The sequence below is a fragment of the Streptomyces syringium genome, from assembly GCF_017876625.1.
Lineage (GTDB): Bacteria > Actinomycetota > Actinomycetes > Streptomycetales > Streptomycetaceae > Streptomyces > Streptomyces syringius.
Genome location: NZ_JAGIOH010000001.1, coordinates 4,513,300 through 4,530,335, shown reverse-complemented (window position 1 = coordinate 4,530,335; position 17,036 = coordinate 4,513,300). Strand labels below are relative to the sequence as shown.

14 protein-coding genes are annotated in these 17,036 nt (G+C 74.9%); 9 read left to right on the top strand and 5 right to left on the bottom strand.

Annotated features, from left to right (window positions below):
* Positions 1 to 74: 74 nt before the first annotated feature.
* Positions 75 to 3,380 (bottom strand): sacsin N-terminal ATP-binding-like domain-containing protein, encoded by a 3,306-nt coding sequence (locus JO379_RS20285; RefSeq protein ID WP_209518768.1) that lies wholly within the window; start codon positions 3,378 to 3,380, stop codon positions 75 to 77.
* Positions 3,381 to 3,704: 324 nt separating this feature from the next.
* The gene (locus JO379_RS20280) at positions 3,705 to 4,601 is read right to left on the bottom strand and encodes a DUF3027 domain-containing protein (RefSeq protein WP_130879378.1); all 897 of its coding nucleotides are present in this window, start codon (positions 4,599 to 4,601) and stop codon (positions 3,705 to 3,707) included.
* 351 nt (positions 4,602 to 4,952) lie between these two features.
* On the opposite strand from JO379_RS20280, the gene JO379_RS20275 reads away from it, so the two are divergent.
* The 4 genes from JO379_RS20275 to JO379_RS20260 are packed head-to-tail and all read left to right on the top strand — an operon-like array spanning position 4,953 to position 8,465.
* A complete protein-coding gene (locus JO379_RS20275; protein ID WP_130879377.1) occupies positions 4,953 to 6,389 on the top strand; it encodes an MFS transporter in 1,437 nt (478 codons plus the stop codon).
* Positions 6,390 to 6,415: 26 nt separating this feature from the next.
* Positions 6,416 to 6,883, top strand: a complete 468-nt coding sequence (locus tag JO379_RS20270; RefSeq protein ID WP_130879376.1) for a DUF2771 family protein — start codon at positions 6,416 to 6,418, stop codon at positions 6,881 to 6,883.
* Between the two features lie 17 nt (positions 6,884 to 6,900).
* Positions 6,901 to 7,617 (top strand): futalosine hydrolase, encoded by a 717-nt coding sequence (locus JO379_RS20265; RefSeq protein WP_130879375.1) that lies wholly within the window; start codon positions 6,901 to 6,903, stop codon positions 7,615 to 7,617.
* On the top strand, positions 7,614 to 8,465 hold the full coding sequence (locus tag JO379_RS20260) for a 1,4-dihydroxy-6-naphtoate synthase (protein WP_209516211.1): 852 nt from the start codon (positions 7,614 to 7,616) through the stop codon (positions 8,463 to 8,465). The genes JO379_RS20265 and JO379_RS20260 overlap by 4 nt, the downstream gene beginning before the upstream one ends.
* Positions 8,466 to 8,482: 17 nt before the next feature.
* Here the strand turns inward: JO379_RS20260 and JO379_RS33725 are convergent, their stop codons facing one another.
* A complete protein-coding gene (locus JO379_RS33725; RefSeq protein WP_130879373.1) occupies positions 8,483 to 8,866 on the bottom strand; it encodes a cold-shock protein in 384 nt (127 codons plus the stop codon).
* A gap of 230 nt (positions 8,867 to 9,096) precedes the next feature.
* Here JO379_RS33725 and JO379_RS20250 point away from each other — a divergent pair, with 230 nt between their 5' ends.
* Positions 9,097 to 9,351, top strand: a complete 255-nt coding sequence (locus tag JO379_RS20250) for a hypothetical protein (protein WP_130879372.1) — start codon at positions 9,097 to 9,099, stop codon at positions 9,349 to 9,351.
* On the opposite strand, the gene JO379_RS20245 is transcribed toward JO379_RS20250, so the two are convergent.
* Positions 9,312 to 9,965, bottom strand: a complete 654-nt coding sequence (locus JO379_RS20245; RefSeq protein ID WP_209516209.1) for an HAD family hydrolase — start codon at positions 9,963 to 9,965, stop codon at positions 9,312 to 9,314. The two genes, JO379_RS20250 and JO379_RS20245, sit on opposite strands and share 40 nt — an antisense overlap.
* A gap of 143 nt (positions 9,966 to 10,108) precedes the next feature.
* Between JO379_RS20245 and JO379_RS20240 the strand changes: the two genes are divergently transcribed.
* Genes JO379_RS20240 through JO379_RS20230 form a run of 3 tightly spaced genes read left to right on the top strand, consistent with a single transcriptional unit; the run spans position 10,109 to position 13,139 of the window.
* Positions 10,109 to 11,140 (top strand): FecCD family ABC transporter permease, encoded by a 1,032-nt coding sequence (locus JO379_RS20240; RefSeq protein ID WP_130879370.1) that lies wholly within the window; start codon positions 10,109 to 10,111, stop codon positions 11,138 to 11,140.
* Positions 11,137 to 12,237, top strand: a complete 1,101-nt coding sequence (locus JO379_RS20235; protein ID WP_209516207.1) for a FecCD family ABC transporter permease — start codon at positions 11,137 to 11,139, stop codon at positions 12,235 to 12,237. Before JO379_RS20240 ends, JO379_RS20235 begins: the two co-directional genes overlap by 4 nt.
* Entirely contained in the window at positions 12,234 to 13,139 is a 906-nt protein-coding gene (locus tag JO379_RS20230; protein WP_209516205.1) for an ABC transporter ATP-binding protein, read from the top strand. The genes JO379_RS20235 and JO379_RS20230 overlap by 4 nt, the downstream gene beginning before the upstream one ends.
* A 99-nt stretch (positions 13,140 to 13,238) precedes the next feature.
* On the opposite strand, the gene JO379_RS20225 is transcribed toward JO379_RS20230, so the two are convergent.
* On the bottom strand, positions 13,239 to 14,201 hold the full coding sequence (locus tag JO379_RS20225; RefSeq protein ID WP_130879367.1) for a hypothetical protein: 963 nt from the start codon (positions 14,199 to 14,201) through the stop codon (positions 13,239 to 13,241).
* 162 nt (positions 14,202 to 14,363) lie between these two features.
* Between JO379_RS20225 and JO379_RS20220 the strand changes: the two genes are divergently transcribed.
* Positions 14,364 to 16,886: a helicase-associated domain-containing protein gene (locus tag JO379_RS20220; RefSeq protein ID WP_209516202.1), complete on the top strand. Its 2,523-nt coding sequence runs from the start codon at positions 14,364 to 14,366 to the stop codon at positions 16,884 to 16,886.
* Positions 16,887 to 17,036: the final 150 nt, after the last annotated feature.

The window sequence follows — 17,036 nt, the reverse complement described above, 5'->3', positions numbered from 1 at the left end:
CTCCTCGCTTCCAGGATAAGGCGACCGGGTCCCTCGCCGGGCGGGATCGATGACCCCGCCCGGCGAAGGAACGGCTAATCGAACCAGCGGGCCCGCGCCAGCTCATCCGTGCGGGACGGGTCCTCCAGGAGGGCCGCCGCCTCGAAGCGGCGGGACCAGTGGCCCGCCGCCCAGGCCAGGCCCGCCGCCACGCCCTCCAGCGTCGTCGCGTGCAGCACGCCGTCCGGCCCGTAGCGCCAGTCCAGCTCGATGCCGCCGACGACGAGCTCGCCGTGTTCGACGTACGACGACGGCGCCCCCGGCAGCAGCACCCGCACCCCGTCCGGGACCTGCCGGACCTCGCCGTCACCGGCGGGCACGACCACCGGGAAGACCTCGCTGACCCGGCGGACCTGCAACAGCTCCGCCAGCTCCGCCGCCCGCTCCGGCCGTACCGGCAGCACCGGGTGGCCCTCGGCCAGCGGCATCAGGTCCGGCGCGTCGGCGACGAGCGCCTCCGCCGCGTCCACGACCGTCACCTCGCCGTCGACGACGGCCCGCAGCTCGTCGGGCAGCGTGACCTGGTCCGGATCGAGGTCGGCCAGGGCGCCGTACAGGGCGTGCAGCTGCGCCTCACCCACCGGCAGGCGGTCGTCGGCCAGCCGCGCGAGCAGCTCCGCGGCGCCGCCCGGCTCGTCCAGCAGGGCGGCCACGGACGTCCGTACGCCCAGCGCCCGCAGCACCTGCTCGTCCGCGAGCCCGGCCGCGTCGGCCGCCTCGTACAGGCCCGCCAGCAGCGGGTCCCCGCCCGCGGCACGCAGCCCGGCGGGGCGGCGGCCGCCCAGGACGGGGTGGCCGCGCAGCCACCAGGCGGTGTACGGGCGCACCGACTCCGTCGTGCCGTCCGGCAGCAGGATCCGTACGGGCGTGGTCAGCGCGTCGCGCAGCGGCGGGCGGGACAGCAGGGCGAGCGCCTGCGGCCAGGCGTCGTCGTCGACGAGGTCCAGGTCCCGTACGGCCACGATCTCGGTCGCGACCGGCGGCACGGGGGTGTCGGGCAGCTGGTCCAGCACGTCCTCGCACCACACGTCGACGGCGTCGAGCAGGCCGACGTCGTCGGGCTCGGCGTAGTCGCCCTCGCGCGGGTCGAGCTCCTCGGGGTCGAGGACGACGTCCGTGGCGCGGACGAGGGCGAAGTCGGCGAGGACGCCGCACGCGGTGAGGGGCTGCTCGCCCCAGTGGTCGGCGAGCGCGGCGTCGCAGGCGGCGAGTTCGCCGGGGCGGATGACGCGCTCGAAGGGACTGCCGGGCAGGACGAGTTCACCGGCCGGGGCGAGCTCGCCGTCCTCGTCGGGCAGCGCGAGCGCGCCGAGCCAGGGCTCGTCACCGGGCACCAGGCCGGCGTCCCGGACGAGCGTGAGGACGGTCTCGGCCAGGGCGTCGGCGTCGAGGGCGTCCTCGTCCCACACGTCCTCGGCGTCGAGGGAGTTCGCGACGGCGGCCCGCACCTGGGGGGTCGTCAGGATGGCGCGCGGCGAGGCCGGGGTGGCCCCGAGCTTCTCCAGCAGGGGGTGGGCGGCGTCGGGGTGGGCCACTTTCAGCCCAAGGCGGGAGAGCCGCTCGGTCTGCTCGGGGTCCGTGCCGTCCGGCGGCGGCAGCAGCACCTGCCGGGGGCCGATGGCCGTGCGCCCGTCCGCGAGCGGCACGGGCAGCCCGCTCAGCCGGTCCGGGTCGACACCGGCGAGGCTGTCGTAGAGGCGGTGCCACCACGCGGCGGACCGCTCGACGCCCGCCAGGCGGTCGATGGTCTCGCCCAGCGACACCCGGGCCACGCCGAGCGCGCGCAGCTCCTGGCGGCGCTCCAGCCCGGCGGGCAGCAGGCTCGGGAACAGCTCGCCCAGCACGGCGACGGTCTCCGCGCCCGCGCCCTCCACGATCTCGGCCTCGACGGGCCGCAGTGCGTGCGTCTCGCCGCCGGGGGCGGTCGCGAAGGCGTCGTCCCAGGTGTCGGCGGGGGCGCGGCCGGTGGCCGGGGCGGGCTGCGCGGTCTGGGTGGAGGCGTCGGGGCCCTGGGTCCAGGGGATGCCCTCGATGCCACCGGAGGGCGCGGGCTCTTCGGCGCCGCCGGTGGAAGCCGCGCTCGGGAGGAAGGGGACGCGGGGCAGCCGGTCGAGGACGAGCCTACGGAGCTCCGCGTCCAGGGCGCCCTGCGCCAGCGGGGCCGGGACCAGATCGAGGGTGCCGGTGCCGACGGGGTGCCAGTCGCGCAGCAGCGCGGTGTACGCCTCGGCCGCGCGCTCGACGAGGAAGTCCGTGAGGGGGCCGGGCGCGGCGTGCCGGCGGGTGGGTTCGAGCGGGAACGTGGCGATGAGCAGGGCCGGCAGGCCCAGCGGCTCGTCGGTGGGCGTCGGGGCGTGCACGACCGGCGCGGTCCGGGGCCGCTCGGGCGCGCCGTCCGTGCCCACCGGCACCGCCCACGTCACCGCCCACGCCGGGCGCAGCCGCTCCTCCACGGGCCGGTCGGCGAGCAGCGCGGCGTCCAGCCGGCCACCCGCGCGCTCGACGCGCCAGCGGGTGGCCGCCGCGCGCGCGGAGTCGTCGACGATGACGTACGGGCCTTCCTGGCGGCGCGTCAGGGTCCGTACGGTGCCGTCCGCCGTCTCGATGACGACCTCCGTCAGACCCGGCAGGGTCAGCAGCAACGCGTCGTCGACCCCGGCCAGCAGACGGGCGGTCAGGTCCTCGGCCGCGCCGTCGCGCAGCGGCAGCACGACGACGGTGTCGTAGCCGTCGGGTGCGCTGCCCTCGGCGGGCAGCGGGAGCCGCAGCAGCGGCACGTGACCCTCGCGGCGGCGGATCTCCTCGCCGAGCGCGGGGGCGGCTGCCGCCGTCTCTTCCGCGAGCGTCCGCGCCTCCGCGAGCGACCACCGGACGCCGCCGGTACGGGCGATGACGGCGGGTTCGTCACTCACGGCCAGCACGGCCGAGAAGCCGACGCCGAACCGGCCGACGGCACCGTCCCCGCCGTCCCCGCCGTCCGGTCCCCGTCGCGGCTCGTCGTCGCGCTTGGCGGAGGCACGCAGGGTGGCCAGGGACTCGACGCCCGCGGCGTCGAGGGGGGCGCCGGTGTTGGCGGCGGCCAGCACGGCGGGCTCACCGGCCCGCGCGGGGTGCAGGGTCAGCCGCAGCCGGCCGGGGACACCGGCGCGCGCGGCGGCGTCGGCGGCGTTCTGGGCCAGCTCGACGACGAGACGGTCGCGGTAGCCGCCGAGCGCGAGGTCCTCCTCGGCGTTGGCGTCCTCCCGGAACCGGGCGGGCGACGCCGCCCAGGCGTCGAGCACGCCGCGCCGCAACCGCGCGGTCCCGAACGGATCCGCCCCGTCGGCCGTGCCCCGCACCATTGCCGTGCCGCTCACGTGTGTCTCCCTGCGCTTTCGCCGGCCGCTGTGGCTTGGCCGTGTCACTCGCCTTGCCTTTGCGGCGAACGTACCCCCCTGTGGGGGCGCTCCGCGCCATGGGGTGCGTACCGGCGTCCGCCGGGGGCCGCGTTGCCGCCTGCGGCGGCGAGCGCCCTGCGGGCGCGTCCTCAAACGCCGGACGGGCTGCTGTGCTGTGTCCTCAAACGCCGGACGGGCTGCTGTGCTGTGTCCTCAAACGCCGGACGGGCTGGAATGAGCTGAGCTCAGCCCCGTCAAGCCCGTCCGGCGCTTGAGGACACCGAAAGATCAGGCGTGCCCGAGGTCGTCCTCCGACGACTCGTCCTCCGAGGACTCCGCCTGCCGCAAAGGCAACGGGTCCACCAGCGAATCGTCGATCACCGGCTCCGACGGCCGCGGCGGCTTCGGCATGACCGCGGCCTCGGAGTGGCCTCCGCAGCCGTAGGCGAGGGAGACGACGTGGCCGTCCGCCGGGCCGAATTCATTGGCGCAGACGCCGAACGCCTGGCCCAGGGAGCCGCCGATACGGGCCAGGAAGCCGCAGCTCTCGCAGGACGCGGGGGCCGCCTGGGCCATGGGGGTCTTGGCGCCGTGCGTCTCGTCCCAGCGGTCGGCCGCGGTGTGCAGGCCGTAGCGGGAGAGGACGCGGGCACGGCGCAGGCCGAGCTCCTCGGCGACCGACGCGATCGTGCCGCGCAGCGGCGTGGTGGGCTGCGCGGAGGGCGGGCCGGCCGTGACGTCGGCGTCCTCCGCCTCGGCGAGCTCGGCCATCTCCTCGGAGACGGCGGAGTTCGGCGGCGGGACGTCCTCACCGGTCCAGCCCGGCTCCAGGCGCAGATCGTCGGCCTCGGTGGGCAGCAGGTCGCCCGGTCCCATGTCGCCGGGGCGCAGCCGCTCGCTCCAGGGCACCCATTCGGGTGCCAGGAGGGCGTCGGGGCCCGGCAGCAGCACCGTCTCGTCGAGGGTGACGGCCTTGGCGCGGGAGGCCCGGGTCACGGTGACGGCCCAGCGCCAGCCGCGGTACCCGGGGTCCTTGCAGGCGAAGTAGTGGGTGACGACGCGGTCCCCGTCGGCGGCGACCTCGACGTGCTCGCCGACCATCCCGGGCAGCGCGGCCTCCTCGGCCGCCGTACGGGCGAGTTCGACCGCCTCGGCGCACAGGCGGTCCGGGGTACGGCTTCGCATCGCAGCACTCACAAGAATCTTGTCTCTCTTCCACGCCGTCTCACGAGTGCGCCAGCCGAACGGCCGGGTCGGCGGACGGAGCGGACCGCAGGACCGCGTCGACGTCCGCGCCCGAACGGCCTCGGGCGCACCTAGTCACTCCCATTCTGCGGGATCGAGACTCGGAGCGCGGCCAAGAACGACCGCCGGTGGCGCGCTACGCACGCTACCCCGCGCGGCCGTGCGGGGGATAGCCGGGCTGCGGCGAGCCTCGTGCCGGTCTGCCCGGAGGTCGGCCCGGCGGGGCCCGGAGGCGAGCCGTAGATGCGCCGAAAGTGCCATCGTCGGTGTGAGTTGGGGCAGTATGGCGTGGTGGGAGCCATCCGGTCAGCCGAAGGCGGTCCGCTCCGCCGTGCCGGCCGGGGCGTCGGCCGGGTGCTGCGCAGCCCTTTCACGGGGGCGGCCCGCGGGGTCCGTAAAGCCACGCACGCGCACGGCGCGGGCGAGTCCGGGCTCGGCAAACTGATCGAGCTGCACGCGGTGAACTCCGCCGGCGACATGATGATCACGATCGCGCTGGCGTCCACGGTCTTCTTCTCCGTCCCCACCGACCAGGCGCGCGGGCGGGTGGCGCTGTACCTGGCGGTCACCATGGCGCCGTTCGCGCTGCTCGCCCCGGTGATCGGGCCGCTGCTGGACCGCGTCCCGCACGGCCGCCGGGCGGCGATGGCGGGCGCGATGCTGACTCGGGCGCTGCTCGCGCTGACCATGTCGGGCGCGGTGGCGACGGGCGGTCTGGAGCTGTATCCGGCGGCGCTCGGCGTGCTGGTGGCCTCGAAGGCGTACGGGGTGGTGCGCTCGGCGGTGGTGCCCCGGCTGCTGCCACCGCGCATTTCGCTGGTCAAGGCGAATTCCCGGGTGACGCTCGGGGGCCTGCTGGCCACGGGACTGGCGGCCCCGCTGGGTGCGGGGCTGCATCAGCTGGGGCCGGAGTATCCGCTGTACGGGGCGTGCGCGGTGTTCGCGCTCGGCACCTTCCTCTCCTTCTCGCTGCCGCACAAGGTCGACTCGGCGAAGGGCGAGGCCCGGGCGCGTCTGGTGTCGGGCGAGCACCGGCCGATCTCGATCCGCCACCCGCGGGCCGGGAAGCCGGAGAAGAACGGGAAACAGGGGAGGAACGGGAACGGGAAGCAGACAAGGAAAGAGAAGAAGCCCGGGCTGCGCACGGTGGGCAGCTCGGTGCTGCACGGCCTCCAGGCGAACAGCGCGATGCGCATGCTGTCGGGCTTCCTCACCTTCTTCCTGGCCTTCATGCTCCGCGTTCACCCGCTCGGCGGCCTGAGCCCGGCCATGTCGCTGGGTGTCGTCGCGGTCGCGGCGGGCGGGGGGAACGCGCTGGGCACGGCCATCGGCGCGCTGCTGCGCTCGCGCGGGCCGGAGGCGATGATCGCGCTGGTGCTGTCCGTGTCCCTGGCGACGGCGGTCACCGCGGCCGTGCTCTACAGCCCGGTCGCGATCGGTGCCGTGGCGGCCGTCGCGGGCATCTCCCAGGCGCTCGGCAAGCAGTCGCTGGACTCGCTGATCCAGCGGGACGTGCCGGAGGAGGTGCGCACGTCGGCGTTCGCCCGTTCCGAGACGCTGCTGCAGATGTCCTGGGTGGTCGGCGGGGCGATCGGCATCCTGCTGCCGCTCAATGGCGTACTGGGCATGTCGGTCGCGGCGGGGTTCCTCGCGCTCGGCGTGGCGACCGCCGTGCGGGGCCTGCTGACGGCCGCCCGGCGCGGCTCGCCGCACCCGCGCGTGGCGTGAGCGGGCGGGCCCGATAGCCTGCCCGTATGACCGCTGCGTTTATCCGAGGCAAGCGCCGCCGTGCCGCTGCCGCCGTCGGTGCCGTGACCTTCGGGCTCGTCGCCCTCTCCGCCTGCGACAAGCCGACGCCGCTGGCGACCGTGACCGTGGGTACGAACACGGTGACCACCGAGGCCGTCTGCCTCGACGAGGGCACCAAGCTCGACGAGGCCGCGCTGAGCAAGTGCCTGGCGAGCAAGGCACCCAAGACCATCAAGGTGAAGCCGGGCGACAAGGTGCGCATCGGCGTCGAGCCGAAGATCGCCGACGAGGGCTGGATCGTGGCTGCGGGCGGTGCGCAGAAGACCGCGCAGACGAAGCAGACCTACACGTCCCTGGACGGCCAGTCGCTCTTCGTCAACCAGCAGGCCCGGCGCATGGAGGAGACCACCGTCCTCTCCGTGGTCACGAGCGACGGCGTGTGGAACGTCAAGCTCGAACTCGACAACGACTGAAGTCGCCGGGCCCGCTGATGCGCGTACTCGTGGTGACGGCCGTACCCGCCGAGCGTGACGCGGTGACGGCCGCTTCGCCACGCCACACGGAGGTCCCGCTGCCGGGCGGTGCGACCCTGCACCGCACGGCGCGCTTCGACGTGCTGGCCGCCGGTGTCGGTCCCGCCGCCGCGGCGGCGGGGGCCGCGACCGCGCTGACCGCCGCCGAGCTGGCCGGGGACCGCTACGACCTGGTGGTGTCCGCGGGCATCGCGGGCGGTTTCCAGCCCGGCGCGCCGCTGGCCTCCCTCGTCGTGTCCGAGGCGATCGTCGCCGCCGATCTGGGCGCGCAGACGGCCGAGGGCTTCCGGTCGACCGCCGAGCTGGGCTTCGGGGCGACCGGTCACCGGTCCCCCGAGGCGCTCGTACGGGCCGTGGCCGGGGCGACCGGGGCGGCGACCGGTGAGGTGCTGACCGTGTCCACGGCGACCGGGACCGCCGAGCGGGCCGCAGAGCTGACGGCACGCCATCCGCAGGCCCTCGCCGAGGCCATGGAGGGGTTCGGCGTCGCCGAGGCCGCCGCCGCGCACGGCGTGCCGGCGCTGGAGCTGCGTGCCGTCTCCAACGCGGTCGGGCCGCGCGACCGGGCCGCCTGGCGGATCGGGGACGCGCTGGCCGCGCTCACGGACGCGTTCCGGCGGCTCCCGTCCGCGCTGGACGTGCCACCCGTCGAGAAAGCCGAGGTCACCCGATGAGCGAGCCGCTGAAGATCGCGTATTCGCCCTGCCCGAACGACACCTTCGTCTTCGACGCCTGGGCGCACGGCCGGGTGCCGGGCGCACCCGCCCTGGACGTCACGTTCGCGGACATCGACATCACCAACGGCATGGCCGAGCGCGGCGAGTTCGACGTGCTGAAGGTGTCGTACGCGGTGCTGCCGTGGGTGCTGGAGGAGTACGCGCTGCTGCCGTGCGGCGGGGCGCTCGGCCGGGGCTGCGGGCCGCTGGTGCTCACGCGGGACGGCGGGAGCGCCGCCGATCTGGCCGGGAAGACCGTCGCCGTGCCGAGCGAGCGCTCGACCGCGTATCTGCTCTTCCGGCTGTGGGCCGCCACCGAGGTGCCCGGCGGTGTCGGCGAGGTCGTCGTGCTGCCGTTCCACGAGATCATGCCCGCGGTCCGGGACGGCAAGGTGGACGCGGGTCTCGTGATCCACGAGGCGCGGTTCACGTATCAGGACTACGGGCTGGCCTGCCTCGCCGACATGGGCGAGCACTGGGAGTCCACGACCGGGCTGCCCATCCCGCTCGGCGCGATCATCGCCAAGCGCTCGCTGGGTGCCGCGCGACTGCGCGAACTGGCCGAGGCGGCGCGGACGTCGGTGCGCATGGCCTGGGACGACCCGCTGGTCTCCCGGCCGTATGTGCTGGAGCACGCGCAGGAGATGGATCCGGCGGTCGCGGACCAGCACATCGGGCTGTACGTCAATGAATTCACGGCAGGCCTCGGCGAGGCCGGCTACGCGGCGGTGCGCGGACTGCTCACGCGTGCCGCGGCCGAGGGACTCGTACCGCCCCTCGGCCGTGACGCGCTCGCTTTTCCGTAAGCCTCTGTCCGTACCGCTCAGACGTCCATCTGGTCGGCGACGGCGCGCAGCATGCCCGCGATCTTGGCGCCGTGCGCCTTGTCCGGGTAACGGCCGCGCTCCAGCTGCTGGGTGACGTTCTCCAGGAGGGTGGTGAGGTCCTGGACGATCGAGGCCAGTTCGTCGGGCTTGCGTCGCTGCGCGGCCGCTACCGAGGGGGCGGGGTCGAGGAGCGTCACGGTGAGCGCCTGGTCGCCGCGCTGTCCGGCCACGACACCGAACTCCACCCGCTGGCCGGGCTTGAGGGTGTCGACCCCGGCCGGGAGCACCGAGGAGTGGACGAAAACGTCCTCGCCGTCGTCACGGGAGAGAAAGCCGAAGCCCTTCTCACTGTTGAACCACTTGACCTTGCCGGTAGGCACGTCTGTCCTCGTCCTCGTATCTCGTCGGGAAACGCCGGAAACTGCAAAAAACAACGGCAAAACAGCTCTGGATAGCACGACAGCGGGTCGCAAGACCCGCTACCCCCAAGGCTAATGGTCCCGGGCCCGGTGACAAGACGTCCCCGGGTGGTACCTCTGCGCATCTGGCGTCTGTCCGGTGCGTACGGCGATGGAGTCCACGCCGACCGGTAGGGATCTACCCTGGTCGGGTGAGCAACGAAACGCCCCGAGCCGGGGATCTGCTGGTACGCGTCGGCGCCATCGTCTTCTTCGTGGGCGCGGTCGCCACGCTGGCGACGGTCGCGCCGCTCTTCCTGGGCGCCGATCCGCTGCCCCCGGCCGCGTACTTCGTGTGCATGCTGATGGGCGTCGGTTTCCTCGTCGCCGGGGCCGGGGTGCTGCGGTCGATCGCGGAGCAGCGCCGTCAGGCGCGGGAGGCCGCCGGGTCCGTCTCCGCCCGGTAGCCGCGCAGCCAGGCCGGGAAGGCCGTGAGATCGGCGAGCAGCACATCGGCACCCGCCGCGCGCAGTTCCTCCACGTCGCACGGCCCGGTCGCGACCGCCACGGACAGCGCACCGGCCGTACGCGCGCCGCGCACATCACCGACGTGGTCGCCGACGTAGACGCTCGCGCCGTGCTCGCGCAGCGCCAGCGCCTTGTCCTCGGCCCACAGGTCGCCTATGAGGACGTCGGGCGCGAGGCCCAGGTGGTCGAGGTGGAGCCGGGCGTTGACCGGGTACTTGGCGGTGACGACGATCGCCCGCCCGCCCAGCTCCTGGACCGCGGCGATGGCCTCGCGGGCGCCGGGCATGGCGGGTGACGGGACGATCCCGAGCTTCGGGTACGCGGTCCGGTAGATGTCGGCGGCCCAGTCGACCTTCTCCGCGGGGAACCAGTTGAGCAGCTCGTGCTCGAGCGGCGGACCGAGCCGGCCGCAGACGAGGTCGATGTCGATGGGCGTCCCGGTGGTGGCGACCAGGGATTCGTACGCGGCTCTGATGCCGGGCTTGGAGTCGACCAGCGTGAGATCGAGGTCGAAGCCGACCGTGAACCGATGCGTGCGCGGGAGCGAGGTCATGCCCCACATTCTGCCGCCGGCCCCACCCGTACACTAAGCCTCGCCTAAGTTGGGGCCTCGGTCCGCCCGCCCTCAGCGTTGTCGGCATGTACGACCGCGAAGTTCATGGACGACGCGAAGTTTTCGAGCGCGAAGTGGAAGCGATGTCAGCCGCCGTCCCGATCAGCAGCCCCGGATCTCCCATGATCCGCCGCCGCGTCGGCTGGACGGCGGCCGCGGCCGTCGCCCTGCTGGTCGCGGTGGCGCTCAGTCTCGCCGTGGGCGCCCGCCCGACCCCGCCGTCCGAGCTCCTCGACGTGCTGCTGCACGGCGGCTCGGACACCACGGCCACCGTCGTCCGGGAGATGCGGCTGCCCCGCACCCTCATCGGCCTGATGGTCGGCGCCGCGCTGGCCGTGGCGGGCACGGCCATGCAGGGCCTCACCCGCAACCCCATCGCCGACCCCGGCATCCTCGGCATCAGCCAGGGCGCCTCGGTGGGTGTCGTCCTGGCCCTCTCCGTCGCCGGGGTGCACTCCCTGACGGGCTTCGTGTGGTGGGCCTTCGCGGGCGCGGGCATCGCGGGCGTCGCCGTGTACGCCATCGCCTCCCGCGGCCGCGGCGGCGCCTCGCCGGTGAAGCTCGCACTCGCGGGCGCCGCGATCAACGCGCTGCTGGTCTCGGTCATCCACGCGATCCTCACCACCCACGCGCGCGTGCTGGACGACTTCCGCTTCTGGCAGGTCGGCTCGCTCGCCGGCCGTAAACCCGAGATCGTCGAACAGATCTGGCCGTTTCTGCTGGTGGGCCTGGTGATGGTGGTGTCCGTGGCGCGCGGGCTCGACGCCCTGGCGCTCGGCGAGGACGTCGCCAAGGGCCTCGGGCAGAACGTCGCGACCGTACGGATCGTCGGCGGTCTCGGCGCCACCGTCCTCACCGGCGTGGGCGTCGCCGCCGCCGGGCCGATCGCCTTCATCGGCCTGGCCGTGCCGCACATCGCCCGCGCGATCGTCGGCTCCGACCACCGCTGGGTGCTGCCCATGGCCGCGCTCATCGGCCCCGTCATGCTGCTCGTCGCCGACGTCATCGGCCGGATCCTCTTCCCGCCGAGCGAGGTCCCCTCGGGCGTCATGACGGCCCTGATCGGCGTGCCCTTCCTCGTCACGCTGGTGCGCCGCAAGGCGGTGGCGGCATGACGTACACCGTGTCCCCGGCACCGGCTCCGGCTCCGGCTCCGGCTCCGGCGAAGGCGGGACAGCGGCCCGCCGGCTATCTGCTCGTACGGGCCGGTCGTGGCTCGTTCCTCGTCCACCGGCGGGCCGCGGCCGTCGCGCTCGGCCTCGCGGCGCTGCTCGCCGCCGTGTGCGTCGCCTACCTCTGCGTCGGCAAGACCTTCGTCACCCCCCTGGAGGCCGTGAAGGTCGTCCTCGGGCAGCCGTCGTCCGACGAGCTGGTCGTGGGCACGCTGCGGCTGCCCCGGATGACCGTCGGCCTGCTGATCGGCGCGGCCTTCGGCATCGCCGGGGCACTCATCCAGACCGTCTCCCGCAACCCCCTGGCCAGCCCCGACATCATCGGCATCACCCAGGGCGCGAGCGCCCTGACGGTCGGCGCGATGACCTTCGGCGTCACCTCGTACGCCTTCCTGCCGTACCTGTCCGTCATCGGCGGGCTGCTCGCCGCCGCCCTCGTCTACGCCTTCGCGTGGCGGCGCGGGCTGCACGCCGCGCGTTTCGTGCTCATCGGCATCGGCTTCGCGGTCGCGCTGCGCTCGGTCACCCATCTGTTCATGACCAAGGGCGACTACCTCGTCGCCCAGCAGGCCCAGGTGTGGATGACCGGTTCGCTCAACGGGCGCGGCTGGGGCGAGGCCGCACCGCTGTCCTGGGCGCTGCTCGCGCTCGTCCCCTTCGTCCTCTGGGCGGCGCGGGCGCAGCGCACGGTGGCCATGGACGACGACACGGCCACCGCGCTGGGCGTACGGCTGGGCCGGGTGCGGTTCGGGCTGGTGCTGCTGGGCGTGGTGCTCGCCTCGATCGCGACGGGCGCGGCCGGTCCCGTGGACTTCGTGGCGCTGCTCGCCCCGCAGATCGCCCGCCGGATGACCCGTACCGCGCAGATCCCGCTGCTGTGCTCGGCGCTGCTGGGCGCGGTCGTCGTCGTCCTCGCGGACCTGCTGGCCCGCAAGCTCTTCGAGCCCACCGAACTGCCCGTGGGCGTGCTGACCGCCGCCGTCGGTGCCCCGTATCTGATCTGGCTGATCATTCGCAGCCGCACCGGAGGCAAAGCATGACGACCGAGAGCAGGAACGCGACGGAGAGCGTGGCCGGGAGCACGGGTGTGGCCGGGAGCAGGCTCACCGCCCGCGGGCTGACCCTCGCCTACGAGGACCGCACGGTCGTGGACACCCTCGACCTCGACGTCCCCGACGGCGAGGTGACGGTCGTCGTCGGCCCGAACGCGTGCGGGAAGTCGACGCTCCTGCGGGCGCTCGGCCGGCTGCTGAAGCCGAAGGGCGGGTCGGTGCTGCTGGACGGCGAGGAGCTGGCCCGCATCCCCACCCGGCGGATCGCCCAGTCGCTCGGGCTGCTGCCGCAGACGCCCGTGGCCCCCGAGGCCATCACCGTCGCGGACCTCGTCGCACGCGGCCGGCAGCCGCACCAGCGCTGGTGGCAGCAGTGGTCGGAGACGGACGAGCGCGCCGTCACGGACGCCATGGCCCGCACGGACGTGTCGGCCCTGGCCGAGCGGGCCGTCGACGAGCTGTCGGGCGGCCAGCGGCAGCGGGTGTGGATCGCGATGGCGCTGGCGCAGGAGACGGATCTGCTGCTGCTGGACGAGCCGACGACGTACCTCGACATCGCCCACCAGGTGGAGGTGCTGGACCTGGTCCGCCAGCTCAACCACGAACGCGGCCGCACGGTCGTCGCGGTGCTGCACGACCTGAACCAGGCGGCGCGCTACGCCGATCACCTGGTGGCGATGAAGGCGGGCCGCGTGATCGCGCGGGGGCGGCCGTCGGAGATCGTCACGACGGAGCTGGTGCGGGAGGTCTTCGGCCTGGACTCGGTGGTCGTACCGGATCCGGTGACGGGGAGCCCGCTGGTGATACCGGGCACTCCGTGGGCTCCCGGGGGAGCCGCCTCCGGCGGCGAGCGCCCTGCGGGCGCGTCCTCAAACGCCGGACGGGCTTGATTCGGCTGAGCCCGGCCCCATCAAGCCCGTCCGGCGATTGAGGACACCGCCGCGCAGCGGAGGTGCAGCCGACAAACACGGAACGCACCGGACAAGGCCTCAGGCAGAGCGTCTGGCCCGCCACACCACGAACAGCGCCGACGCGACGGCAGCGACCCGGACGACCACCGGCCAGGTGGCGGAGAGAGCCGTGCCCAGCTCGCCCGCCGGTATCGGGTCGCCCCAGCGGCCGTTCGCGCGGCCCCACAGCCAGGCGATGCCGCCGGCGACGGTGAGGCCGGGGACGACCATGACGGCCATCTGCGACTCGGTGTGCGAGAGCCGGCGGGTGACGTAGGCGAGCGCCCAGCCCGCGGCGAGCATGAGCCAGTTGCCGAGCATGGCCCCGACGAGCAGCAGCGCGGCGACGAGGATCAGCAACGGACTCATCGCGGTGCCGTCCCCGGCGCGCCACAGCCCGGGGCGGCCCGCCCCGGAACCCTCGCTCCCGTCCCCGTCCCTCCCGACGCCTTCCGTGTCCTGTTCCGCCCGCTCGACCGCCGGCCGGGCGGACGCGTCGCGCCGCGCCAGTTCGGCCGCGGTGGGCGGCGGCTTCAGCATCTCGGGGATCTCGATGCCGCCGACGAAGCCGTGCACCCGGTCCCCGGCCGTGAACGGCCCGGGGCCGGCCTGCTGCCACCCGTCGACCTGGTCGCCACCGGCACCGCGGCCCAGCTCCTCCTCGGTCGCCAGGTGCGGGGGCGCCGCGGCGGGGAACCGGACGGGCTCGCCCTCGCGGCGCGGCATCGGCACCCGGCCCTGGTCACCGGTACCGCCACCGGTACCGCCGCCGCCCGGGGCCTCCGCGTCGGCGACGGCCTCGTCGGGCGAGCCCAGATCGTCGAGGATCCGGCGCACGGCGGCCGGGGAGTCGGCCCCCTCGGCGGATCTGCGCCGCTCGATCTCCGTGCGCAGCCGGGAGACCAGCCGCATCCGCTCGCCGGAGGTGAGCGGTCTGCGCTGAGCGAGGTCCCCGACCTGGCTCAAGTAGTCGTAAACAAGCTGATCACTCTCGATCCCCACCGAATCCCCTAAAACCACCAGCCAAGACCCACCAGCCGTTACCCCCCGAAGGTACCGGTTCCGCACCGGGCCGACGGAGGGAACGCGATGAGGCACCCGACCGCGCCACGACCACCGGCGGAGCCCGGGGCCCACCCCCCGGGACCCGGTACCGTAAACAGAATGACCACTGCGCGGCGGGAGACAGGGAAGACGGGCAAAGCGCCCCGCGGAGGCGGCGCGCCCCGCAAGGGCGAAGCCGGCCGCGGAGCCCCCCGCACGCTCGCCGACGAGCTGCGCACCCGCCCCGACGAGGACCTCGCCGCGCTGCTGCGCGCCCGCCCCGACCTGCTCAACCCGGTGCCCGGCGACCTCACCCAGCTCGCCACCCGGGCCGGCACCCGCGCCTCCGTGGTGCGGACGCTGGAGCGGCTGGACCGCTTCGCCCTCCAGGTCGCCGAGGCGCTCGCCGTGGCGCCCGACCCGTGCCCGTACGACACGCTCCGCGCCCTGATGACCGGCGACGCGGACGACGACCCCCGCATCGGGCGCGAGCTGCCGCGCGCGGTGGCGACACTGCGGGAGCAGGCCCTCGTCTGGGGCGGCGAGGACCGGCTGCGGCTGGTGCGCACGGTCCGCGAGGTGCTGGCGCCGAGCGCCGCCCACCCCTCCCCCACCGGCCTCGGGCCGACGGTCGCGGAGACCACCGCCGGAATGTCGCCGGGCCGCATCCAGCAGATCGTCGCCGCGGCGGGGCTGCCCGCCACCCATGACCCGGTGACGGCCGTCGCCGCGCTCAGCGCGCTGTTCAGCGACCGCAAGAGGATGGCGGCGCTGCTCGCCGAGGCGCCCGCCGAGGCCACCGCCGTGCTCGGCAAGCTGCTCTGGGGGCCGCCGCACGGCACCGTGACCGCCGACCCCGCCTCCCATCTGCGCTGGCTGCTCGACCGCGGGCTGCTGCTGTCCACCGGCCCCGGTGGGGTGGTGCTGCCCCGCGAGGTGGCCCTGCACCTGCGCGCCGGGCGCGCCCACCGCGCGCCGGAGCCCGTCGCCCCGGAGCTGGCGCCCGTCACCGAGCACTCCCCGCGGGTGGTGGACGCGACGGCCGCCGGGCAGGCGTACACGGCGCTGACGGTCGTCGAGGACCTCCTCAAGGAGTGGGAGAGCGGCAGCCCGCTGGTCCTGCGGGCGGGCGGGCTGAGCGTCCGCGACCTCAAGCGCACCGCGGCCGCCCTGGACACCACCGAGTCCGCCACCGCGTTCTGGATCGAGCTGGCCTACGCGGCGGGGCTGCTGGCCTCCGACGGCGAGGTGGACGAGCGGTACGCCCCGACGCCCGCGTACGACGACTGGCTCCGGCTGCCCGCCGAGGAGCGCTGGACGCGGCTGGCCACGGCCTGGCTCGCGGCCACCCGCACCCCGGGCCTCGTCGGGGAGCGGGACGCCAAGGCCCGTACCCTCGCGGCCCTCGGCCCCGACCTGGACCGCAGCCCGGCTCCCGAGGTACGCCGCCGGGTGCTCGCCCTGCTCGCCACCCTGCCCCCGGGCGCCTCCGTCACCCCGGGGACGCTCCTGGACCGGCTGCACTGGGAACGTCCCCCGCGCACCTCCGCCGACCCGGGCGCCGAGGACCTCCGCACCCGGCTCGCCCGCTGGGCCCTGGCCGAGGCGGACCTGCTGGGCGTCACCAGCCGCGGCGCCCTCGCCGCCCACGGCCGCGCCCTGGCGGGCGCGGTGCCGGACGCGGCCGCCACGCCCGTCGAGACGGCCGCGGCCGCGCTCCTCGCGCCGCTGCTGCCCGAGCCGCTGGACCACGTGCTGCTCCAGGCCGATCTGACCGCCGTCGCGCCCGGCCCGCTGGAGCGGCCCCTGGCGCAGACGCTGGGGGTGCTCGCCGACATCGAGTCCAAGGGCGGGGCGACCGTCTACCGCTTCACCCCCGGTTCGGTGCGCCGCGCGCTGGACGCCGGGCAGACGGCCACGGACCTCAAGGCGTTCCTCACCACCCACTCGCGCACGCCCGTGCCGCAGCCGCTGGCGTATCTGATCGACGACGTGGCCCGCCGTCACGGCCATCTGCGGGTCGGCGCGGCCTCGTCCTACCTGCGCTGCGACGACGAGGCGGTCCTCGCGGAGATCCTCGCCGACCGCCGCTCCGCCCCCTTGCGGCTGCGCCGCCTCGCCCCGACGGTCCTGGCGGCGCAGATCGCCCCGGACGCCCTGCTCGACGGCCTGCGCGGCATGGGGTACGCGCCCGCCGCGGAGTCCGCGGAGGGCGACGTCGTCGTCACCCGCGCCGACGCCCGCCGCACCCCGCCCCGCACGGCCCCGGCCCCCGTCCAGGACGGCCCGCCCGCCCCGACCCCCACGCTGCTGGACGCCGCGGTACGGGCGATCCGCGCGGGCGACATGGCCGCCACGGCCGAGCGCAAGCCCACCGCCGCCGCCCCGGCCCCCGCCGACGGCGGTCTGCCGCGCACCTCCTCCGCCGACACCCTCGCCACCGTCCAGGCCGCCGTCATGACCGGCGCGGCCGTCTGGATCGGCTACGTCAACGCCGAGGGCGCCGCGAGCCAGCGGGTCATCGCTCCGATCCGGGTGGAGGGCGGCTTCGTCACGGCGTACGACCACACCGCCGACGAGGTCCGTACCTATCCCCTGCACCGCATCACCGGCGTGGCCGAACTCGTGGACGACTCCGTCTGATTCCTCACCCCTGCGGGTGATAAAGCGCATTGTCGCGCCGCGACAGGGGCAGCCATCCCGACGCCGCGTCACGGCACGTCATCGGACGACCGCAGAAAGTAGGTCCTATGGGTCGCGTCGCCACCGTCCTCTCCACCACCGCCCCGGCGG